This is a genomic window from Streptomyces sp. NPDC014889 (assembly GCF_043081205.1).
In the GTDB taxonomy this organism is placed as follows: Bacteria; Actinomycetota; Actinomycetes; order Streptomycetales; family Streptomycetaceae; genus Streptomyces.
The window spans coordinates 1-21,056 of sequence record NZ_JBIBWH010000024.1 but is presented as its reverse complement, the minus strand read 5'-3'; the positions used below and the strand labels follow the sequence as shown (position 1 = coordinate 21,056).

Annotated in this window: 21 protein-coding genes; 11 read left to right on the top strand and 10 right to left on the bottom strand. The window is 71.3% G+C overall.

Translation table 11 applies throughout. The annotated features are described in order from the left end of the window. Positions 1-156: 156 nt before the first annotated feature. Positions 157-918: a phosphoglyceromutase gene (locus ACF09J_RS33450; RefSeq protein WP_392309230.1), complete on the top strand. Its 762-nt coding sequence runs from the start codon at positions 157-159 to the stop codon at positions 916-918. Positions 919-1,235: 317 nt separating this feature from the next. Here the strand turns inward: ACF09J_RS33450 and ACF09J_RS33445 are convergent, their stop codons facing one another. From ACF09J_RS33445 to ACF09J_RS33425, 5 genes are all read right to left on the bottom strand, one after another. Further along, positions 1,236-1,646 (bottom strand): hypothetical protein, encoded by a 411-nt coding sequence (locus ACF09J_RS33445; RefSeq protein WP_392309229.1) that lies wholly within the window; start codon positions 1,644-1,646, stop codon positions 1,236-1,238. A 270-nt stretch (positions 1,647-1,916) separates the two neighbouring features. After that, on the bottom strand, positions 1,917-2,456 hold the full coding sequence (locus tag ACF09J_RS33440; RefSeq protein ID WP_392309228.1) for an EF-hand domain-containing protein: 540 nt from the start codon (positions 2,454-2,456) through the stop codon (positions 1,917-1,919). Positions 2,457-2,649: 193 nt separating this feature from the next. Further along, entirely contained in the window at positions 2,650-3,858 is a 1,209-nt protein-coding gene (locus ACF09J_RS33435) for a sodium:calcium antiporter (protein ID WP_392309227.1), read from the bottom strand. Between the two features lie 195 nt (positions 3,859-4,053). Next, the gene (locus tag ACF09J_RS33430; RefSeq protein WP_392309226.1) at positions 4,054-5,373 is read right to left on the bottom strand and encodes a phosphatase PAP2 family protein; all 1,320 of its coding nucleotides are present in this window, start codon (positions 5,371-5,373) and stop codon (positions 4,054-4,056) included. 309 nt (positions 5,374-5,682) lie between these two features. Further along, positions 5,683-6,039, bottom strand: a complete 357-nt coding sequence (locus ACF09J_RS33425; protein ID WP_392309225.1) for a hypothetical protein — start codon at positions 6,037-6,039, stop codon at positions 5,683-5,685. A 182-nt stretch (positions 6,040-6,221) separates the two neighbouring features. Between ACF09J_RS33425 and ACF09J_RS33420 the strand changes: the two genes are divergently transcribed. Continuing rightward, positions 6,222-7,709 (top strand): MFS transporter, encoded by a 1,488-nt coding sequence (locus ACF09J_RS33420; RefSeq protein ID WP_392309224.1) that lies wholly within the window; start codon positions 6,222-6,224, stop codon positions 7,707-7,709. 82 nt (positions 7,710-7,791) lie between these two features. On the opposite strand, the gene ACF09J_RS33415 is transcribed toward ACF09J_RS33420, so the two are convergent. From ACF09J_RS33415 to phoU, 3 genes are all read right to left on the bottom strand, one after another. After that, positions 7,792-8,310, bottom strand: coding sequence for a lamin tail domain-containing protein (locus ACF09J_RS33415; RefSeq protein ID WP_392309223.1), 519 nt, complete (start codon positions 8,308-8,310; stop codon positions 7,792-7,794). 478 nt (positions 8,311-8,788) lie between these two features. After that, positions 8,789-8,944 carry a hypothetical protein gene (locus ACF09J_RS33410; protein ID WP_199836638.1) on the bottom strand — a complete coding sequence of 52 codons (156 nt, stop codon included), beginning with the start codon at positions 8,942-8,944 and terminating at the stop codon, positions 8,789-8,791. A gap of 122 nt (positions 8,945-9,066) precedes the next feature. Then, positions 9,067-9,756 (bottom strand): phosphate signaling complex protein PhoU, encoded by a 690-nt coding sequence (phoU, locus tag ACF09J_RS33405; protein WP_392309222.1) that lies wholly within the window; start codon positions 9,754-9,756, stop codon positions 9,067-9,069. A 234-nt stretch (positions 9,757-9,990) separates the two neighbouring features. Between phoU and ACF09J_RS33400 the strand changes: the two genes are divergently transcribed. Continuing rightward, positions 9,991-11,304, top strand: coding sequence for a sensor histidine kinase (locus tag ACF09J_RS33400; RefSeq protein ID WP_392309221.1), 1,314 nt, complete (start codon positions 9,991-9,993; stop codon positions 11,302-11,304). Next, on the top strand, positions 11,301-11,981 hold the full coding sequence (locus ACF09J_RS33395) for a response regulator transcription factor (RefSeq protein ID WP_010358452.1): 681 nt from the start codon (positions 11,301-11,303) through the stop codon (positions 11,979-11,981). Before ACF09J_RS33400 ends, ACF09J_RS33395 begins: the two co-directional genes overlap by 4 nt. A gap of 117 nt (positions 11,982-12,098) precedes the next feature. Here the strand turns inward: ACF09J_RS33395 and ACF09J_RS33390 are convergent, their stop codons facing one another. Then, the gene (locus ACF09J_RS33390; RefSeq protein WP_392309220.1) at positions 12,099-12,770 is read right to left on the bottom strand and encodes a DUF461 domain-containing protein; all 672 of its coding nucleotides are present in this window, start codon (positions 12,768-12,770) and stop codon (positions 12,099-12,101) included. Between the two features lie 690 nt (positions 12,771-13,460). Between ACF09J_RS33390 and ACF09J_RS33385 the strand changes: the two genes are divergently transcribed. The 7 genes from ACF09J_RS33385 (at position 13,461) to ACF09J_RS33355 (ending at position 20,479) form a co-directional block, all read left to right on the top strand. Next, positions 13,461-13,943 carry a CarD family transcriptional regulator gene (locus ACF09J_RS33385; protein WP_003953493.1) on the top strand — a complete coding sequence of 161 codons (483 nt, stop codon included), beginning with the start codon at positions 13,461-13,463 and terminating at the stop codon, positions 13,941-13,943. Positions 13,944-14,252: 309 nt separating this feature from the next. Beyond that, the gene (ispD, locus tag ACF09J_RS33380) at positions 14,253-15,017 is read left to right on the top strand and encodes a 2-C-methyl-D-erythritol 4-phosphate cytidylyltransferase (protein ID WP_392309219.1); all 765 of its coding nucleotides are present in this window, start codon (positions 14,253-14,255) and stop codon (positions 15,015-15,017) included. After that, complete coding sequence (gene ispF / locus ACF09J_RS33375; RefSeq protein WP_392309218.1) at positions 15,007-15,501, top strand: 2-C-methyl-D-erythritol 2,4-cyclodiphosphate synthase; 495 nt, start codon at positions 15,007-15,009, stop codon at positions 15,499-15,501. The genes ispD and ispF overlap by 11 nt, the downstream gene beginning before the upstream one ends. A gap of 71 nt (positions 15,502-15,572) precedes the next feature. Next, positions 15,573-15,977 (top strand): PPOX class F420-dependent oxidoreductase, encoded by a 405-nt coding sequence (locus tag ACF09J_RS33370; RefSeq protein ID WP_392309217.1) that lies wholly within the window; start codon positions 15,573-15,575, stop codon positions 15,975-15,977. A gap of 103 nt (positions 15,978-16,080) precedes the next feature. Further along, positions 16,081-17,481, top strand: coding sequence for a cysteine--tRNA ligase (gene cysS / locus ACF09J_RS33365; protein ID WP_392309216.1), 1,401 nt, complete (start codon positions 16,081-16,083; stop codon positions 17,479-17,481). Positions 17,482-17,582: 101 nt separating this feature from the next. Then, positions 17,583-18,524: a 23S rRNA (guanosine(2251)-2'-O)-methyltransferase RlmB gene (gene rlmB, locus ACF09J_RS33360; protein ID WP_392309215.1), complete on the top strand. Its 942-nt coding sequence runs from the start codon at positions 17,583-17,585 to the stop codon at positions 18,522-18,524. A 149-nt stretch (positions 18,525-18,673) separates the two neighbouring features. Next, complete coding sequence (locus ACF09J_RS33355) at positions 18,674-20,479, top strand: DoxX family membrane protein (RefSeq protein ID WP_392309214.1); 1,806 nt, start codon at positions 18,674-18,676, stop codon at positions 20,477-20,479. Positions 20,480-20,519: 40 nt separating this feature from the next. Here the strand turns inward: ACF09J_RS33355 and ACF09J_RS33350 are convergent. After that, positions 20,520-21,056: NDP-sugar synthase (locus ACF09J_RS33350; protein ID WP_392309213.1), on the bottom strand; the 537-nt coding region annotated here is incomplete at its 5' end.

Sequence of the window (21,056 nt, the reverse complement as noted above, 5' to 3'; positions counted from 1 at the left end):
AAGCGGCTGATAAGGCGAGCACAACTTACGTGGCGGGGCCCGTGCAGGACCACTCGATTAACAGAAGCCGTCAACTGTCGGCCGCCTCCGCGGGGTGGCCGTCCGCCTGGCGGGCACCGGGGCAGGGGCCCGAATGCGTGGATTACGCTCTGAGGCATGGCCGACGCACCGTACAAGCTGATCCTGCTCCGCCACGGCGAGAGCGAGTGGAACGCGAAGAACCTGTTCACCGGCTGGGTGGACGTCAACCTCAACGACAAGGGCGAGAAGGAGGCGGTCCGCGGCGGTGAGCTGCTGAAGGACGCCGGCCTGCTGCCCGACGTGGTCCACACCTCCGTCCAGAAGCGCGCGATCCGCACGGCCCAGCTCGCGCTGGAGGCAGCCGACCGTCACTGGATCCCGGTCCACCGCTCCTGGCGCCTGAACGAGCGCCACTACGGTGCCCTCCAGGGCAAGGACAAGGCCCAGACCCTTCAGGAGTTCGGCGAGGAGCAGTTCATGCTGTGGCGCCGCTCCTACGACACCCCGCCGCCGCCGCTGGACCGCGACGCCGAGTACTCCCAGTTCTCCGACCCGCGCTACGCGAACCTCCCGCCGGAGCTGCGCCCGCAGACGGAGTGCCTGAAGGACGTCGTCGTCCGCATGCTCCCGTACTGGTTCGACTCGGTCGTCCCCGACCTCCTGGCCGGCCGCACCGTCCTGATCGCCGCCCACGGCAACAGCCTGCGCGCCCTGGTCAAGCACCTCGACCAGATCTCGGACGCCGACATCGCGGGCCTCAACATCCCCACCGGCATCCCCCTCTCCTACGAACTCGACGCCGACTTCCGCCCCGTCACCCCGGGCGGCAAGTACCTCGACCCGGACGCGGCGGCCGCCGCCATCGAGGCGGTCAAGAACCAGGGCAAGAAGAAGTAAGCGCCCACGAACAAGCCCCTTCCCTGCGGCTTCTCCGCTGGGAAGGGTTTTTTCGTCAGCAGGGGCCGTCTTTGCGCTGTCAGGTCGACCCGGACCGGGTCCTTGCCGAGAGTGGCGGCCCCGACTTGGTGCATGCGCCATGTGGGTGACCGTCGGTGCCGCTACGCTCCGGGATCCGCGACGAGGCCCTGAAACCGTCCACCAGCCAGAGTCTCTCCGCCTCCGCTGCCATGTGGTGTGTTGGCTGCGATCAGTCGCGCGACGCTCAGCGGGGTGGCGACCGGAGGTTGCGGCCACCGTTGGTCAGTTGTGGCTGATCAGACCGGGATCCAGTCAGGCCAGTGCGGTGGGACGTTGCTCACGGGGCAGAGGCCGGAGTCGCCGGGGTAGCCGTCCAGCGTTCCTCGGGTCGCGAAGAACCACCATGCCAGGCACACCGTCGCGACTACCACCAGCAGCGTTGGCAGTGAGACGCGGACCGCCGTTGGCGCGCGAAGTCCCAGCCGACGGCCGATGGTCCGCGCCATGAGGCCAACGAGTGCTTCGGCTCCAATGACCAGAGGGAGCAAGAAGTTGAGTTCGAAGCGTCCGCCGGCGTCGTAACCCGCGTCGCAGTACGCGCGGGCCCAGACGGTCAGCGACCAGGCGACGCAGCCCATGGCGGCCCCGAACAATGCGGAGCCCGCCCAAGGGAAGCAGGAGTCGGATCTCGGCTTGGCTGTGTCCACGCCATGGCACTACAGCGAACACACCTCGCACGGTTCCGTGTTGGCCAAAGGCATGCCAGGCAGCGACTGAACCCTGGCGAGTAGCCCGTTGGCTCGTTGGGCTGTCTCCGGAACGTCCGAGGTCGCTCAACGGTGGCCAATGACGACCGACGATGACCGCCAGGCGCACGAACAAAGCCTTCTGCCCGCGGGTTCGCCGCTGGCAGGGGGCCTGTTGCTGCACTGGGCCCGTCTCCGGGCCATCCGGTGTTCAGTATGTTCCGGTGAGGCTCAGCGGCCGAGCAGTGGGACGTCGATCTCGCCCAGGTGGTAGGCGAGGACGGCCTGAACCAGTTCGTCGGCGGAGAGTTGGGCGTTGCCGTTGGCGTGCATCTGGCGGAACGCGTCGGCGGGGTCGATGTCGTCGACACCCATGGCGTCCAGCCAGGTCTTGAACTCGGTCGGGCTGATCTGGTCGTCGTCGTCGACGTCGGCCAGCGCGATCATGGCCTGGATGGTCGGTTTGACGGCCTTCCCGAAGTCCGCGCCGCCGTTCTCCAGGACGTGTTCCTCGACGATGGCGTTGAACTGCTCGGGGGTCAGCCGGCCGTTCTCCTTGTCGATCCCGGCCTTGTCGGCGAAGAAGTGCCACATGCCCAGGTAGGCGTCGCTCAGCGCGCGGCCCCTCGGGGAGCCGGGAGCTTCGCCGAAGGCCCGCAGGATGCGCTCGGACTCGGCATCGCAGTCGGACCGGTCGATGTGGCCGTCGCCGTTCACGTCCCAGCTGTCGAAGCGCTTCTTGCTGCGGTCGAGCTGCACGGAAGTGGTCATCTCGAAGATCTCCAGGTGGTTCGTCCGGGCGGGGCCGGTCCAGGGGCAGGGTCGGCGGTGGCACCCGGGTGCATCTGAGAAGTGCCGTCACCCCATCGAAACAGGCACGTAACGTCACATTACCGGCACTTGCGGTGATGGCGGACCTCGTGCGTATCGCCAACCGAGTGATAGGGGGCTGGCCAAGGCCGGATCACGACGTCGTGGCCACGCTTGCCGGCAGGGCGATGAGGGCAACTGGAGCAGCCGCGTCGGGCGCGGGCGCGCCCGGGACCGCCGGTGCCTCGATGCCCGGTCGCCGTGCGTCGTCGTCGCTGCCCGGGGCGTCGTCGACGGGAACGAGCCCGAACACGGAGAAGCCGACGGCCCAGTAGGCGATGTAGGCCACCAGGAGGAAGACGCCGTGCCAGCGCCTGAGGTGCCCGGTGAAAAGGGCGTAGGCGGCGAACCCGTTGATCACCACGAGGGCCGGCAGGTGCCAGCTGAAGATCTCCGGGGTGATCACGAGCGCGCCGCCGGCCAGGGCGATGATGCCCACCTTCGCGGTCACCGAGAACACGACGCTGCCGATGACGTTGCCGACACCGATCGCGGGTGCGCCCCGCCGGGCCGGCTCCGCGGTCAGGAAGATGTCTTCGAGGGAGAGCACCAGCGTCGCGATCGTCGCCCCGAAGACGGTGCCGCTGATCGCGAAGTTCTCCAGGATGCCTTCGGTGCCCTTCGTCATGATCCAGGCGCCGCCGACGATCCCGGTCAGCGCGAGGATCGCCAGCCCGAGCAGCAACCATCCCGGCCGGTTGGCCGACTTCGCCGCGCCGACCTGGCCGGTCTCGTAGAGGCCACCGGTGCCGTGGTCCCCGTCCCCGGTACTACCGGTCGCACCCCCGGCCGTCCCGGCGGCGACGCCGACGAGTTCGGGGCTGTCCACCGCTTCCAGTACTTCCGCGCTCCGGAACGTCGGCACCGCCCGACGGGACTCGCGGTAGGCGATGTAGGCGACGAACAGCACGAACAGCAGGACGAGAACGATCGCGAAGACGGTCCCCAGCGCGCCGAGCAGTGCGGGCCCGACCAGGATCAGAGGAGCGATCGCGAACAACGCGATGTAGTCCTTGGGGATCTCCACCCGGCAGGGCGCGACCAGAGCGGCGATCGCGAGCACCAGGCCCGACAGCGAGATGACGGTTCCGAAGACGACGCCGAGCGCGACGTCTTCCAGGCCCTCGACGTTGAGCACTACGCCGAAGGCGAGGTCGTCGAACTCGATCCCGGTGAACACGATGGCCAGTAAGAAGAGCGAGATCGCCAGGCCGCGCGCGGCACCGACCAGGTAGGTGATCAGCTTCTCGGCGCTGTAGATCAGCAGCGCCACTCCGGCGGTGAAGATGAGAATTGACGTCATCCGATTGCTCCCCCTTGAGCAGAACGGACTGGCCAGGCCCCCCGGGGACCTGGCCAGTGACTCATTCGGAAGCTAGCAGCGATCGGGGCGAGTGGCAGCCGGGCGCACTGAAGCACACCGGCCTTCAGATCGTGCGCCCACTTCGTTCGAATTCGGTCGCCGGCCTGGTTTGTCGGGGCGACGGCTACACACGGTTCAGATCGGTTCCGGTTGCGGTTGCGGGTGGCGTGCCGGTGTGGGCCTCGGGTCCCAGACTGCCGTGGTCCGTACGTAGCCGTAGATCACCGAGGCCATCGCCAGGAGGAGCAGGGGTCCGGACAGCCACGGATGTTCGGCCATCCGCAGTGGCAGGAAGCGGTAGGACAGCAGCAGCGCGGCGAAGACCGTTGTGCCGTAAGCGGTCAGCCGGATCCCGGATCGGTCCCAGCCGCGGTCGAGCGACCGCAGGGCTGCCTCGATCGTGAGCACGAAGACCACGCCGGCTATGAGGTCCACGCCGTAGTGGTAGCCGAAGCCCAGCGTTGCGGTGAGCGTGGCGATCAGCCAGAACGTGCCCGCGTACCGCAGAAGGCGCGGGCCCTTCCGGGAATGGATGAAGAGCGCGGTGGCCCAGGCCGTGTGCAGGCTGGGCATGCAGTTCCGCGGGGTGATCTCGTCGAACGGCATGGCGTGCGGACCAGTGACCGGCGGGGGCGTTTGCGGCCACAGGTCGGCGACCGCCCAGTGCCCGCTGGAGGGAATGTCCGGCGACCACAGGCTGACCGTCGCCCAGTAGTCGGTGCCGTTGCCGTAGGCGAAGATCGGTCCGACCACCGGGAAGATCATGTAGAAGGCCGGCCCGAGAAGGCCGATCACCAGGAAGGTGCGCACCAGGTGATGGCCCGGGAAGTGGCGCTCGACCGCCACGCCGCGCAGCTGGTACAGCGCGACGACGACCGCGGCCACCGCGAGCTGGCCGTAGACGATGTCGAGGAGATTGAAGCCGAAGGGGCCGGTGGCCGTGACGGCCCGGCCCACCAGCCACGACGGATCGCCCAGCGCGTGGTCGGCTGTCGCCACGTACTGGTCGAGCACCGCCGGGCGCGTCTTCGAGGTGATGAGCAGCCATGTGTCGCCGGTCTTGCGGCCGGCCACCAGCAGCAGGCCCAGCCCGACGCCCTTCAGCAGCAGGAGACGTTCCTGGCCGGTGCGGCGAGTGACGGCGATGACCGCGCAGCCCAGAATCACCCACAACGCACCGTTGCCGAAGGGGTGGCCGCCGGTCGTCCGGGCGTCCACCGCCCACCGGACCAGCGCGAAGGCGATGTCGATACCGATCGCCGCAGCCGCCGCGATGAAGCGCTGCCGCCAGGTGAGCACCACCATCATCAACGCCATGGCGGCGTAGAGCAGACCGCCCGACTTGGGGGCGGCCACCAGCTCTCGCACCTGGCCGGTGATCGGCCCCGGCAGGCCGTAGCGACGCGCGGCGAACTCCAGCAGGATGAGGAATCCGAGGGCCGCGGCGCCCGCCACGGCCCAGAGTCTCGCCCGTCGTCGGGGCAGGTCCGGTTGCGGTACGCGGTTGGGCGGAGCGGTCTCTTCGCCCGCGATCCCGATGTATCTCCCCAAGCCCCGAGACACGTGAATACCCCCTCGTCCGCCCCTGCACGCCATCCGTGCCCTTGGTGTGCCTTTCAGAGCGGACAGCCACGGTCAGTAGCGGTGCCCCAGGCCCTCACGGGGAGCGAAGCACAGGGGATCTGTGCAGGTCAATAGCCGTGCGGGTGCACAAATGCCGTAGCCCGCCCGGCCCGGGAGGTGTCACGGGCGACGAGGTCCGCCTCAGCGCGTTGCGTGACGCCGGCGTCCCACCCCGCGGCCGACCAGGGTGAAGACGGCCAGGGCGACCGTCGCCGCGGCCCCCGTGGCCAGCGCGTCCGCGACGTACCGGCCCAGACCCGGACGCAGGGTGTCGACGAGAGCGAACAGCACGGCAAACCCCGTGAGGCCCGCCGCGACCGCGGCGGGCCAGCAGCGGTGCCGCACCCAGAACCACTGGCCGAGCCCCATGCCGATGAGGGGCGCAACGGGCAGTTGCGGCTCGTCGAGGGCGGCGAACACGCCGTATCCCAGCCCGCTGACCACCCAGCAGACGACGGCGACGAACGCCGCCTCACTCCAGGGGACGACCCGTTTCACGACTGCCGCCCCTCACCGCTGTTCGGAGAGTGCGGCGCGTGCCGGCAGGCGTGCGGCGCGTGCCGGCTCCGGCTCGGTCCTGTCCGCGGTCCGCTCCGCGGCTTGGTCTCAGGCTTCCCCATGCCGGCCATGCAAGCACACTTCGGCGAACGGCTAAGTGTCGGCGGCCGAGGATTGGCCGTATGAGGACAACGACCGGAACGACAGCGGTGAACAAGGCGCCGCACCCTGCGACCGGGCGACTGGTGTGGCCTTCGCTCATCGCCCTCAGCCTGGGCTACTTCCTCGTCATGCTGGACGTCACCGTGGTCACCGTGGCGGTCCCCGCCATCCGTGGTTCGATCAGCGCCAGTGCCTCGGCGACGGCCTGGGTCGTCGACGGCTACAGCGCCGTCTTCGGCGGCCTGCTGCTCGTGGGCGGCGGCTTCGGCGACCGGATCGGGCACCGGAAGGTGTTCCTCACCGGCCTCGGCGTCTTCGCCCTCGCCTCGGCCGGCTGCGCCCTGGCCACCACTCCGGCGGCGCTCGTGATCGCGCGCCTCGTGCAGGGGGCCGGCGGCGCCCTGCTGGTGCCCACCTCGCTGGCGCTGCTGACCGCGGCCCACCCGGCCGCGGCGGCGCGGGCCAGGGCCCTGGGCGTCTGGGCCGGCATCTCCGGCATCGCGTTCGCGGCGGGGCCCCTCGTGGGCGGTCTGCTGGTGGCGGGCCTGAACTGGCGCGCCGCCTTCTGGATCAACGTCCCCATCGCTCTGCTGGCCGTGTGGCTGACCCGCAAGAACGTTCCTGCCCCAGCCGTCCGGGCGGGGGCACGCGGCCTGGATCCGCTCGGTCAGGTGCTGGGCGTCGTCGGTGTGCTGGCGCCGGCCGCCATGCTCAACGAGGCCGGCACCCGGGGCTGGACCTCGCCGGTGGTGCTGGGCACCGGTGCCCTCGGCGCGGTCACGCTCACTCTGTTCGTACTGGCCGAGCGACGGGCGCAGGCACGTGGGGCCGCGGAGAAGCCGCCGCTGCTGCCCATGTCGCTCTTCCGGTCACCCGGCTTCTCCTCCACCGCCGCGGTGGGCGTCCTGCTCAACCTCGGCTACTACGGCATGCTCTACCTCTCCACGCTCTATCTGCAGAACGAGCGTGGCTACGACGCGATGGGCGCCGGCCTTGCCCTGCTGCCGACGGTGTGCATGGCCGTCGTCGCGGCACCGCTCTCCGGTTGGCTGACCGCACGTCACGGCCCATACGCCCTGATGACCGGAGGCCTGCTGCTCGGTGCCGCCGGCTTCCTCGGCTGGCTGCTCGCCGGTGCCGACACCCCGTACTGGATGCTGCTGCCCGCTCTCGTCGCGACCGGCCTCGCCATTCCCGTGCACGGTTCCGGCGGCCACCGCCGCCATCGTGCGGGCCGCCCCCGCCGAGAACGCCGGTGTGGCGTCAGCGGTGTTCAACGTGGCACGCCAGATAGGCAACTCGCTCGGTGTCGCACTCTTCGCCTCGCTCATCGCCTCGGCGGCCTTCTTCGCCGCGGCGATGCTGGCTCTCTCCTCCTGGCGGAACGCGAAGGCGCGCGCCGCGTCCTGATTCCGTCCGTCTGCTCAGTCGGGGAGCCGGTCGAGTGCCCACTCGGCGGTCTCTGGGTCAGGGTGGCGTGCTCGTCTCCACAACTCCCGGGTGGATAGGGGTACTTCGCGCGCGGCGCCCGCACGAAGACGCCCCCTGCCGGCGGAGACTCCGCCGGCAGGGGGCCGCAGGGCTGCCGGGTCAGCGGCGGCCGCCGTGGTGGTCGCGGTCGTTGCGGTCGTTGCGGTGGTCGCGGTCGTCGCGGGGGTCGTGCCGGTTGTCGTTCCAGCTGTTGGTGTCCACCACACGGCCCCGCTCGTTGCGCAGGGTGGCGGTGTCGCGGCGGTCCCAGATCTGGTGGTGGCGGTCCTGGAACAGGTCGGCGCGGGTGTCGCGGCCGACACCGGTGTGGACACGCACCGTGGCGTGGCCGTTGAGCCGGAAGTGACGGAAGGTGTAGGTGTGGCCCTGCCTGTCGGACAGCGTCCAGCCGCTCAGATTGACGTTCTGGCGGCTGTTGTTCGTGATCGCCACCCACTCCTGGTTCAGGGCGCGGTGGGAACGGTGGTCGCGGCCCTCGGAGCCGAGGTGCACGTTGCTGATCACCACGTTCTGGCGGTGCGGACGCGGGGCGTGGTCGGCCGCGGACGCCGGCAGCGCCACCGTACCGACCAGTGCTCCGGCAGCGGCGACGGTGGCGGCCAGACGACGAGCGGTCACAGAAACGGAAACGGACACAGGCTCTCCCTGCTTGGTGCGAGCACACTCCGCCCCCGGGGACGAGCCACGCGGGAGGGTGTGCGCTGTACGGTGGCGGCCGGCTGGCCGCGCCCTCATACCTTGTCCGCCGATTCCGGGACATGGGGGTGATTCCCGACTGGTGTTACAGAGTGCCCATATTTCTGTGACGGTTGGCTGTAGGGCTCATTCAGCCGCCGAACACGGGCGGTTGACGGCCCGTCGGCGGGAAGGTCCTTGCGGGCATTGAGTCCCCGTGCGCGCTCGCCAGGGCGCGCCACCCCGGGCGCCGGACGGCCGTCACTCTCCAGTGGGTAACAGCCGGCACCCGTTTCGACCGCTCGTGCGTACGGTGTCCGTACATACGTCGCAGGGCCCCGGTGAGTACCGGGGCCCTGCGATCACCGCGGCGGCCTGCGCCGTGGTGGGGTCGTGGTCGAACTCGGTGGGCGGCGGCCCGTCAGCCGCACTGGCAGGGGCCGCCCGACTGGCACCCGCAGCCGCAGCCCGAGCCGCAGCCGCAGGCGCCGAAGAGCGGGAGGCTCTTGATCTCGGCGGGCTGCTCGGTCTCGCGTTCCTGCGTGGGGTCGGGCGTGGTGCTGGGGGATTCGGCCATGGGTCCCTCCTCGAGACTGGTGCCTTTGCCCATTCCATGCCCGCTTCCCTGGGCGCATCAACGGCGCACGGTGGCTCGTACGCGCCCAGGTGCCCCGGGCCGGCCCACGCCGCCCCCGGCCGTCAGGCCCCCTCCACCCCCGTCACCGGCTGGATGTCCTGCTGGAGTTCGTCCGCGTGCTCGCCGGTCACCAGGTACACCACCCGCTTGGCGACCGCCACCGCGTGGTCGGCGTACCGCTCGTAGTAGCGGCCGAGCAGGGTGACGTCCACGGCCGTCTCGATGCCGTGCTTCCAGCGGTCGTCGATCAGGTGCGTGAACAGGGTCCGGTGCAGCAGGTCCATCTCGTCGTCGTCCTGCTCGAGCTGGAGGGCCAGGTCGACGTCCTTGGTCACGATCACCTCGGCCGCCTTCGCCATCAGGCGCTGGGCGAGCTGCCCCATCTCCAGGATGGTGGCGTGCAGGTCCTGCGGGACCCCGCGCTGCGGGAAGCGCAGCCGGGCGAGCTTGGCCACGTGCTGAGCCAGGTCGCCCGAACGCTCCAGGTCGGCGGACATCCGCAGGGACGTCACGACGATCCTGAGATCCGTCGCCACCGGCTGCTGCCTGGCCAGCAGGGCTATCGCCCGGGCCTCCAGGTCGTGCTGCAGCTCGTCGACCCGCTGGTCGGCCTCGATCACGCTCTCGGCCAGCTTCAGGTCGGCGTCCAGGATGGCGGTCGTGGCGCGCCCGATCGCCGACCCGACCAGCCGGGCCATCTCCACCAGACCGTCGCCGATCGAGTCAAGTTCCTCGTGGTACGCGTCCCGCATCAGGGTTCCCTCTCGTGCGTCGTCGTTCGGGGGTTCGTAGGGTTTCCGGGGCCGAGGGGCCGCGGCGGAGCCCGGGGTGCGAACCCCACGCTCCCACGGTCCGGGGCGTACGCGTCCGTTTCCGTCACCCCAAATGAACCAATACTGGCTGCAAGGTGAACTCTGGGCGACGAGTGTCCGAGGTCGCACATCGACGGCTGTGGTCCGGTCCTGTCCCGTGCCTAACCTGGTCGCATGGACGTGAACGCGGCGGTCGCCGCAGCGGCAGCGATCGCCGGAGTGCTCACCGGTGTCGTCGCCATGCTGGCGTTCCGCTGGAGCGAGCGCGAGCAGAAGCGCCCGACCCGTACTTCCCTGCACACCGACCCGGTCCTGCCGCCGGGTGTGGACACCGTCCTCTCCGTTCTGCGCTCCTCGGCGGTCGTCCTCGACGAGGCCGACGCCGTGGTCAAGGCCAGCTCGGCAGCGTACGCCCTCGGGCTGGTCCGCGGCGGCACGCTGGCCGTGGAGCCGATGCTCCAGATGGCCAGGGACACCAGGAGGGACGGAGAGATACGGCAGGTCGAGCTGGACCTGCCGCGGCGCGGCACCGGACGCGGCGAGGCACTCGCCGTCTCCGCGCGCGTCGCGCCGCTGGGCTCCCGGCTGGTGCTGCTCCTGGTGGAGGACCTGACCGAGGCCCGCCGCATCGAGGCCGTACGACGTGACTTCGTCGCCAATGTGAGCCACGAGCTGAAGACCCCCGTCGGCGCGCTCTCCCTGCTGTCCGAGGCCGTCATGGACGCCTCCGACGACCCGGAGGCCGTGGAGCGCTTCGCCGGGCGCATGCAGATCGAGGCGACCCGGCTCACCAACCTGGTGCAGGAGCTCATCGACCTCTCCCGGGTGCAGAACGACGACCCGCTGGAGGACGCCGAGCCCGTCCGGGTGGACGAACTGGTGGCCGAGGCCATCGACCGCTGCCGCCACCAGGCCGGTACCAAGCAGATCACCATGGCCACGAACATGGTGGCGCCCGAAGGGCTCGATCAGGTCGGTGGCGGGCGGGCCGGCGGCACCGCCGACCTGCGGGTGTGGGGCAACCGGGGCCAACTCGCCGCGGCCCTCGGCAACCTCGTGGAGAACGCCGTCAACTACTCCCCGTCCCGCACCCGCGTCGGCATCGCCGCCCGCCAGGTGAAGGTTCCCGGCGGGGACCTCGTCGAGATCGCCGTCACCGATCAGGGCATCGGCATCTCGGACAAGGACAAGGAGCGCATCTTCGAGCGCTTCTACCGCGTCGACCCGGCCCGGTCGCGTGCCACGGGGGGCACCGGCCTGGGTCTGGCCATCGTGAAGCACGTGGTCGCCTCGCACGGCGGGGAGATCACCCTCTGGAGCGCCGAGGGACAGGGCTCCACCTTCACCCTGCGGCTGCCGGAGGCGGCCGCGGCCCGAGAGGCCCGCGACCGCGCGCAGCAGCACCCCGCCCTCGACGAGGAGGCCGGGCAGCCACTCAACGATCAAGCCCCTTACGAACCGCTTCCCGCCCCGGAGGTCCTTCCGTGACCCGAGTGCTCGTCGTCGAGGACGAGGAGTCCTTCTCCGACGCCCTTTCGTACATGCTCCGCAAGGAGGGCTTCGAGGTCGCCGTCGCGGCCACCGGGCCCGACGGACTCGACGAGTTCGAGCGCAACGGCGCCGACCTCGTCCTCCTCGACCTGATGCTGCCGGGCCTGCCCGGCACGGAGGTGTGCCGTCAGCTGCGCGGCCGCTCCAACGTCCCCGTGATCATGGTGACCGCCAAGGACAGCGAGATCGACAAGGTCGTCGGCCTGGAGATAGGCGCGGACGACTATGTCACCAAGCCGTTCTCCTCGCGCGAGCTGGTCGCCCGGATCCGCGCGGTGCTGCGCCGGCGGGGTGAGCCGGAGGAGGTCACTCCGGCGGCTCTGGAGGCCGGGCCGGTCCGCATGGACGTCGACCGGCACGTCGTCACGGTCTCCGGCTCCAAGGTCGACCTGCCGCTCAAGGAGTTCGACCTGCTGGAGATGCTGCTGCGCAACGCCGGCCGGGTCCTGACCCGGATGCAGCTCATCGACCGTGTCTGGGGCGCCGACTACGTCGGCGACACCAAGACGCTGGACGTTCACGTCAAGCGCCTGCGCGCGAAGATCGAGCCGGACCCGGGGGCCCCGCGCTATCTGGTGACGGTCCGGGGGCTCGGTTACAAGTTCGAGCCGTAGACCGGTGCGGGCCGGGGCGCACGCACCGCCTCTTCCCCCGCGACGCACGACAAGGGCGGCATCCTCCGGGAGGGTGCCGCCCTTGTCGTGCGTGTCGTGCCGCTCGTGGAGCGGGTCTCAGTGACCGGCCGCCGACTGCGAGGCCGAGTCGCTGGGGGTCGCGCCGGCGTCGGCGCCCTCCGACGCGGTGGCCGACTCGGAGGGCTGGTCCGACGGCGACTTCGAGTGCTTGCCCGCGGGGGAGTGGGACGCGGCCGGCTCGCCGGGGGCCGCCGGGATGTTGCTCGGGCCCCACTTGTCGAAGTAGCTCTCGGCCGGGACCACGAAGGCGCGCAGGCTCACGTCACCGGTCTTGCTGAAGGTGAAGGTGATCTTCTGCGCGTTGCCGTCCTTGAGCACCGGGCCCGGGTTGGTCAGCGCGGCGGAAGCGTTGCCCTTGCCGCCGAGGATCACGGAACCGTGCGCGGGGACGGTCACCTTGCCGCCGCCCTGCGCCGCGGTGAGCTGGGCGGAGCCGTCGCCGTCGACACGGATCGCGTCCAGCGTCTCGTCCGTCGCGCCGCTGTTGAACAGCGTCGCGATGATCACGGCCGGGCCCTTGGTCTGGACGCCGGGCTGAGTGACGACCACCGCGTTCTGGACCTTGATCGTGCCGACCGTCGTGGCCGCGTTGTCGGGGTGGACCTGGAGCGTCTGGGCATCGTTGCCGGCGCCGCACGCGGCGAGCGAGGCGAGCGAGAACGCGATGGCGGCGGCGGCGAGGGCGCCGCGTCGAAGGCTGCTGCTCACGGCGGCGGCAACTCCTTGAACGTGGGCGGAACAGGGCGGCTCCCTTATAAAGCCGCCCTAAGCGTCTGTCAGCGGCCATAGGTTATCGAGCCGTTCCCGCAGGCCCGCACCCGACCCGCCCCCTGTGCTCCTCGCCACACCCCGCACCCCCGCGGCACGGCCGTCCCGGCGTCCCGGCTCGGGTCGGGTGATCCGGTTCGCGCGGGTGCCCGCGGATTGGCCGTGCGACCGTCCGCCTTTCCCATAAGCGCCCCCGCATAGGCCCGCTCTTAGCGTGGCATCGGCCCACTGGGGATTTCCGGTGAAGGAATGTGCGCCGGGGACGGGAATTGATCACCGGCCGCCCGTCCGGTGGATGGGACGAACGGCGTGATCAATTCCGGATTCGTCTTGGAGACGGCTGGGAAGCACCGAACGGAGTAGCGGAAGTCGAGCGCTTGGAACCAGACAAAACGGGATGTTCAGCCGTTTGGACGGGGCGCCGGATGTGTGTAACGTACGCGTTTCAGCCCGCGCGCAGAGCCCCTCCGACCTGCGAATACCCCCTTCCTCTTGGCCTCCGGGGCCCTTCCGAAGCACGTCCCCGTCGCTGTTGTCAAGCCCCGAGATATGCCCTGACCTGCGAAAACGCCATTCAGAAGACGCCGTATCCGTGTTACCCTGGATAGCCACGGAAGGGGTACCTGTCACATGACGTTCAAGGTTGGCGACACCGTGGTCTATCCCCATCACGGGGCCGCGCTGATCGAGGCTATCGAAACTCGCCAGATCAAAGGCGTGGACAAGACCTACTTGGTGCTGAAGGTCGCCCAGGGTGACCTGACGGTGCGTGTGCCAGCGGACAATGCGGAGTTCGTCGGCGTGCGTGATGTGGTCGGTCAGGACGGGCTGGACCGGGTCTTCGAGGTCCTGCGTGCTCCGTACGCCGAGGAGCCCACGAACTGGTCGCGTCGCTACAAGGCAAATCTGGAGAAGCTCGCCTCCGGCGATGTCATCAAGGTCGCGGAAGTCGTGCGTGACCTGTGGCGTCGCGAGCGCGAGCGCGGACTCTCCGCCGGTGAGAAGCGCATGCTCGCCAAGGCCCGCCAGATCCTGGTGAGCGAGCTCGCCCTCGCGGAGAACACCAACGAGGACAAGGCCGAGGCCCTGCTCGACGAGGTTCTCGCGTCCTGACGCGAGGCGACCGTCACACCCGCCTCAGTTCAGCACAGAAAATGCCGCGGTGCCCGATGGCGCGTTTCATGTCGCCGGGCGCTGCGGCATGTTCGTACCCGCGCGGGCCCGCGCGGGTCTCCTCCATGCCGTACGGCGGGGGAGGCCCCCGATACTGTGTGCCGGGCCCGGACAGCCGGCTCGACCAGGGTCACGGAAGGGTCCGGTCGAGGCCGCGTGCCCGGCACTTCCCCCGGGCTCCTGCGAGCAAGGGGGGTGCTCCCCCAGGCCATACCCACGCCGGGCCGCCACACAAACCTGACAGGAACCATGTCTGACGAATCGCGTCCCTCGCCCACGAGCGGCCGGCCGGGAGCCTCCGTCGCCGCCGTGATTCCGGCCGCCGGCCGGGGCGTACGCCTCGGCCCGGGCGCCCCCAAGGCGCTGCGCGCGCTGAGCGGCACACCCATGCTCATCCACGCCGTGCGGGCCATGGCCGCCTCACGGGCGGTCGGTCTGGTGGTCGTCGTGGCCCCGCCCGACGGCGCCGCCGAGGTCAAGTCGCTCCTCGACGCGCACGCGCTGCCCGAGCGCACGGACTTCCTCGTCGTGCCGGGCGGCGAGAGCCGCCAGGAGTCGGTCCGGCTCGGTCTTGCGGCGCTGCCGCCGGGCCACGACATCGTCCTCGTGCACGACGCGGCCCGCCCGCTGGTGCCGGTGGACACCGTGGACGCGGTGATCGAGGCCGTGCGGGCCGGGGCGTCCGCCGTCGTGCCGGTGCTGCCGCTCGCCGACACCGTCAAGCAGGTCGAGCCCGCGGCGGTGCCCGGCGGGCCCGAGCCGGTGGTGGCCACGCCCGACCGGTCGCGGCTGCGGGCCGTGCAGACCCCGCAGGGCTTCGACCGGGCGACGCTGGTCCGCGCCCACGAGACCGTCACCGACGACGTCACCGACGACGCGAGCATGGTCGAGCAGCTCGGCGAGCCGGTCGTGGCGGTGCCCGGCCACGAGGAGGCCTTCAAGGTCACCCGCCCGCTGGACCTGGTCCTCGCGGAGGCGGTCCTGGCCCGGCGGAGGCTGAACGATGGCTTCTGACGCGCCCCCGCTTCCGCAGGTCGGCATCGGCACCGACATCCACGCCTTCGAGGAGGGCCGCGAGTTGTGGTGCGCGGGCCTGAAGTGGGAGGGCGAGGGCCCGGGACTGGCCGGGCACTCCGACGCCGACGTCGTCGCGCACGCCGCGTGCAACGCGCTGTTCTCGGCCGCCGGCCTCGGCGACCTCGGACAGCACTTCGGCACCGGTCGCCCCGAGTGGTCCGGCGCGTCCGGGGTCACCCTGCTGGCGGAGGCCGCGCGGATCGTCCGCGCGGCGGGCTTCCGGATCGGGAACGTCGCGGTCCAGGTCGTCGGCCCCCGGCCGAAGATCGGCAAGCGCCGGGATGAGGCCCAGAAGGTCCTGTCCGAGGCGGCCGGGGCGCCGGTCACCGTCTCCGGCGCGACCACCGACGGGCTCGGCTTCCCCGGCCGTGGCGAGGGACTGATGGCGGTGGCCACGGCGCTCGTGGTGCGAGTGGACTGACGGCGTGCGAGGGTACCCGCGTACGCCCCGCCCCAGTACCCCGCGCGCGACCAGGTTCACGGAGGTCCCCCATGTCCGCCGCCCTGCCCGACCGCCTCAAGTCACTGCTCGACGGTCCCGTCTTCGTCGTCCTCGGCACGATCCAGCCCGACGGCGGCCCGCAGCTGTCCCCGGTGTGGGCGAAGCGGGACGGCGACGACGTCCTCGTCTCCACCACCGTCGACCGCCGCAAGAAGCAGAACCTCGACCGCGACGCCCGCGTGAGCGTCGTCGTGCAGGACCCCGAATCGCCCTACGAGTACGCCGAGATCCGCGGCACCGCCGAGATGACCACCGCGGGCGGGCGGCAGCTCATCGACGAGCTGTCCATGAAGTACACCGGCAAGAAGTACGCCGAGTTCAACCCCTCCTCGGCGCAGGACGCCGAGCGCGTGATCGTACGGATCAGGCCGCGGAAGGTCGTCGGCATCCTGTGACCGCTGCCCTCCCGCGGCGAAGGGGCGGAACCCGTGCGGGAAAACGGCGGGCGGACGGCGGGAGGCAGGCGAGGCACTGCCCGGCGCCCACTACCCTGGAGTGGTGACTATTCGCCTGTACGACACCAGCGCCCGGCAGATCCGTGACTTCACCCCGCTCGAGCCGGGTTGTGTCTCGATCTACCTGTGCGGCGCGACCGTGCAGGCGGCCCCGCACATCGGGCACATCCGCTCGGGGCTGAACTTCGACATCATGCGCCGCTGGTTCGCCTACCGCGGCTACGAGGTGACGTTCATCCGCAACGTCACCGACATCGACGACAAGATCATCACCAAGGAGCGCGAGCAGCACCGCCCGTGGTGGGCGATCGGCTACGAGAATGAGCGCGCGTTCGACGACGGTTACACCGCGCTCGGCTGCCTGCCGCCCACCTACGAGCCGCGCGCCACCGGCCATGTGCCGGAGATGATCGAGATGATGCGGGGGCTCATCGAGCGCGGCCACGCCTACGCCTCCGACGGCAACGTCTACTTCGACGTGCGCTCCTTCCCCGGCTACCTGGAGCTTTCGCGGCAGGAGCTGGACAACCTGCTCCAGCCCTCGGGCGAGGGCGAGACCGGCAAGCGCGACCCGCGCGACTTCGCCATGTGGAAGGCGGCCAAGCCGGGCGAGCCGACCTGGGACACCCCGTGGGGTCCGGGCCGTCCGGGCTGGCACCTGGAGTGCTCGGCGATGGCGCACAAGTACCTCGGCAGCGCCTTCGACATCCACGGCGGCGGCCTGGACCTGGTCTTCCCGCACCACGAGAACGAGATCGCCCAGGCCAAGGCCTACGGCGACGACTTCGCGCGGTACTGGGTGCACAACGCCTGGGTGACCATGGCCGGTGACAAGATGTCCAAGTCGCTGGGCAACAGCGTGCTGGTCTCCGAGATGGTCAGGCAGTGGCGGCCCATCGTGCTGCGGTACTACCTGGGCACCCCGCACTACCGCTCGATGATCGAGTACAGCGAGGAGGCGCTGCGCGAGGCCGAGTCCGCGTTCGCCCGGATCGAGGGCTTCGTCCAGCGCGTGGTGGAGAAGGCCGGCCCGGTCGAGCCGGCCGAGCAGGTGCCGCCCGCGTTCGCCGAGGCGATGGACGACGACCTGGGCGTGCCGCAGGCGCTCGCCGTGGTGCACACCACCGTCCGCCAGGGCAACAGCGCGCTCGCCGCGGACGACAAGGAGGCCGCCGTGGCCCGGCTCGCAGAGGTGCGGGCCATGCTCGGCGTCCTCGGCCTCGACCCGCTGGACCCGCACTGGGCCGGAGCGGGCGAGCAGCGCGGTGACGATCTGCACGGCGTGGTCGACACCCTGGTCCGCATGGTCCTCGACCAGCGCGAGGCGGCCCGTGCGCGCAAGGACTGGGCGACCGCCGACGCCCTCCGCGACCAGCTCAACCAGTCGGGCCTGGTCATCGAGGACAGCCCGCAGGGACCGCGCTGGAGCCTGGGCGCGCGCTGAGCCCGCCCACCATTGCGGAAGATCGATTGTGCCGCCCGGCCCTCCGGGCGGCACACTGCATAGACGTACGTACGAACGACGCTTCGACAGACAGGTAGGTCATGGCCGGGAACAACCGCCGCATGTCCGGCAAGAAGGGCGCGCAGGTCGGCAGCGGCGGCCAGCGGCGCCGGGGGCTCGAGGGCAAGGGGCCGACGCCCCCCGCCGAGATGCGCAAGGGTCACGTCAAGCAGCGTGCCGCCCAAGCGAAGGCGCGCCGCGCCCAGGGCCGTCCGCAGCAGCGGCGCGGCTCGGGCCGGTCGTCCTCCGAGCTGGTGGTCGGCCGCAACCCGGTCGTCGAGGCGCTGCGTGAGGGCGTGCCCGCCACGACGCTCTACGTCCAGCAGTTCATCGACAACGACGAGCGGGTCCGCGAGGCGCTCCAGCTCGCGGCCGAGCGCGGCGGGATCAACCTCATGGAGGCCCCGCGTCCCGAGCTCGACCGGATGACGAACGGGCTCAACCACCAGGGCCTGGTCCTCCAGGTGCCGCCGTACGAGTACGCGCACCCCGAGGACCTCGCCGACGCGGCCTACGACGAGGGCGAGGACCCGCTGATCGTCGCCCTCGACGGGGTCACCGACCCGCGCAACCTCGGCGCGGTCGTCCGCTCCGTCTCCGCCTTCGGCGGGCACGGCGTGGTCGTCCCCGAGCGGCGCGCGGCCGGTATGACCGCCGGCGCCTGGAAGACCTCCGCCGGAACGGCCGCCCGTACGCCGGTGGCCCGCGCCACCAACCTGACCCGCGCCCTGGAGTCGTACCAGAAGGCGGGCATCACGGTGGTCGGCCTCGCGGCGGACGGCGAGGCGGAACTCGGTGACCTGGACGCCCTGGAGGGTCCCGTCGTCATCGTCGTCGGCAGCGAGGGCAAGGGTCTGTCGCGGCTGGTCGGCGAGACCTGCGACCTGCGGGTGCGGATCCCGATGCCGGGCGGCGCGGAGTCGCTGAACGCCGGTGTGGCGGCCGGGATCGTGCTCTACGAGGCGGCGCGCAGGCGTTCGTGACGGGCCGCCCGAAGCCGGGCGCGGGTGGTCGAACGGTCGTCCGTACGGTCACCCGCCCGGGTGAAACCGGGCGATCCGCACAACCTTGACGCGGTCCGGACAGATCCGACGCGTCGTGGCAGTGTCCTAACTCCTCGTCACTCGGTTAGATGAGTGTGGACACCAGAACACCCCGCACACCCACGGGGGACCGCTCGTCGGGATACGACGACGCTCCCGCGCTGAGCATGGTGAAGGTGCCGAGCGATCCGGCGCAGGTCATCGTCAACCACGCGAGTTTCCGCGTGCAGTTGGGCGCCACCTCGCGACGTGCCCAGTCCCGGCGGATCGCCCGGCATCCCGGCGGCACCGACTACACTGGCGGCGTGCCCGTCGCCGGGGGCCGGGCCGGGGCCGCGACCCACCGCCGTCCGGTCGTCTGGAGCGGCCGGTCCGCCCCGGACGACACCGGCGCCCACCGGTTGCTCCAGGCCGCGCGGAGCGGAAGCGTGCGGTACACCGACGAGCCGTCCGCGGACGCCGGGGCCACGCGGGTCATCCCGCGCGTCGGCGGCACGCCGCGCCACGACGCCTACGACCTCGAGCGGACCGTCGAGACCCCCGTCGTCGGGGCCCAGCGCGCGCCCCAGCCCGGCGAGACCCGGCTGCTGCCGCACATGCGGACCGCGGGCAGTGCCTACGAGGAGTCCGCCCACGGCGGCGCGGGGTACGGCGGCGTCGGGTACGGCGGTGCAGGGTACGACGGCGCCGGGCACGGCGAGAGCGGGTACGGCACCCCGGCGTACGGCCAACCGCGGTACGACGACGACGGCTTCGCGGACGACGGGTACGACGAGTACGACGAGGACGGCGCCTACGACCCGTACGGCGAACAGGACGGGCACCGGCAGGGCGGGCGCCACGCCGACGACCCGTCCCGGCACGCGTACTACCCGGGCCGGCGCCTGAACCTCGGCGTCGTGCTGCTCCCGCTGCGCATCTTCCTCGGGTTCATCTCCCTCTACGCCGGCATGGGCAAGCTGTGCGACCCGCTGTACTTCGACGGCGGCAAGCGCGGCTCCATGGTCAAGTGGCTCAACTCCCTGCACCCCTGGGAAGTCGCCGAGCCCCTGCGCCAGTTCGCGCTCCACCACCCCGTCGGCTCAGGGCTCTTCATCGCCTTCCTCCAGGTCGTCGTGGGCATCCTCACGGTCCTGGGCTGCTGGCAGCGGGTGGCCGCGGCGATCGGCGCGCTGCTGTCGGCCGCGCTGATCGTGACGGTGAGCTGGAAGACGGTGCCCGCCTACGACGCGCCGGACATCATCTACCTCGCCGCCTGGTCCCCGCTGGTCATCGCGGGCGCGCCCGTGTACTCCGTGGACGGCCGTCTCGCCGCCTCCGCCTGGCGGCGGCTCGGGCCGCGTTCCGACATCTGGGAGCTGCGCCGGTTCGTGCTGCGCCGCGGCGCCCTGGTCACGGTGGTCGTCACCGGTCTGACGCTGCTCGTCGGCTCGCTGCTCGGCGGTGCCGTCCGCGACGCCGGCCGGGTGGTCGTGCCCGGACCGGGCGAGGCCCCGCGCAACGAGCTGCCGGGTTCGCCGCTGCCGAAGGACACGGGCGAGCGGCAGCAGAAGCAGCCGTCGGCGCCGGCCTCGCCGGCCACCCGGCACGAATCATCCTCGGCGAGCCCGTCCAGCGGCCCCGCGAGCACGCCGGGCGCGGCCCGCGAGAGCGGTACCGCGCCCGGCGGCGTGCCCAGCGAGACCCAGGGCACCGGTCAGACCCCGCCGCGGCACTCCGCCCCGGCGCAGCAGGCGCCCAGCACCAGCTCGGGTCCGGCATCGGGCGGTACCGCGACCGGTGGCAGCACCGGATCGAGCGGTGGCTCCGGGGGACCCAGCTCCAGCGGCGGCGGCTCCGGCGGTGGCGGGTCCTCCTCGGGCCAGCCCGGGCTGGTGGGCGGACTGCTGGGATAGCCCGGCCTCCGCGGCGCCGCACGGGCGCGGCGCCGCGGACTCACCTCCCCAGGGCCGCCAGTTCCTTGGCGGCCTCGGTGAGGTCCTTCGCGGTGTCGATGGCGCGCCAGTAGGCGCCCTGCGGGATCGTGAAGCCGGCGAGCCTGCGTTGGCGGGCCAGGTGCGGGAAGGTGGTGCGCTCGTGGTCGCCGCGCTCCGGGAGGAGGGCGGCGAACTCGGACGAGAACACGTAGACGCCCGCGTTGATCTCGAAGGTCGAGGGCGGGGCCTCGATGAAGTCCGTGATGTGGCCGAAGCCGTCGGTCCGCACGGCGCCCCAGGGGATCCGCGGGCGGGCCAGCGCGAGCGTGGCGATGGCGTCGCGCTCGGTGTGGAAGTCGGCCATGTCGCGCAGCGAGAACCGGGTCCAGATGTCGCCGTTGGTGGCGTACCAGGGCTGGTCCGGGTGGGGCAGCTGGGCGGCGGCGAACTTCAGGCCGCCGCCGCGGCCGAGGGGCTCCGGCTCCACGACGGTGCAGACGCGGACCGGCAGGTCCGCCGAGTTCAGCCACTTCTCCAGCACCTCGGCGAGGTGGCC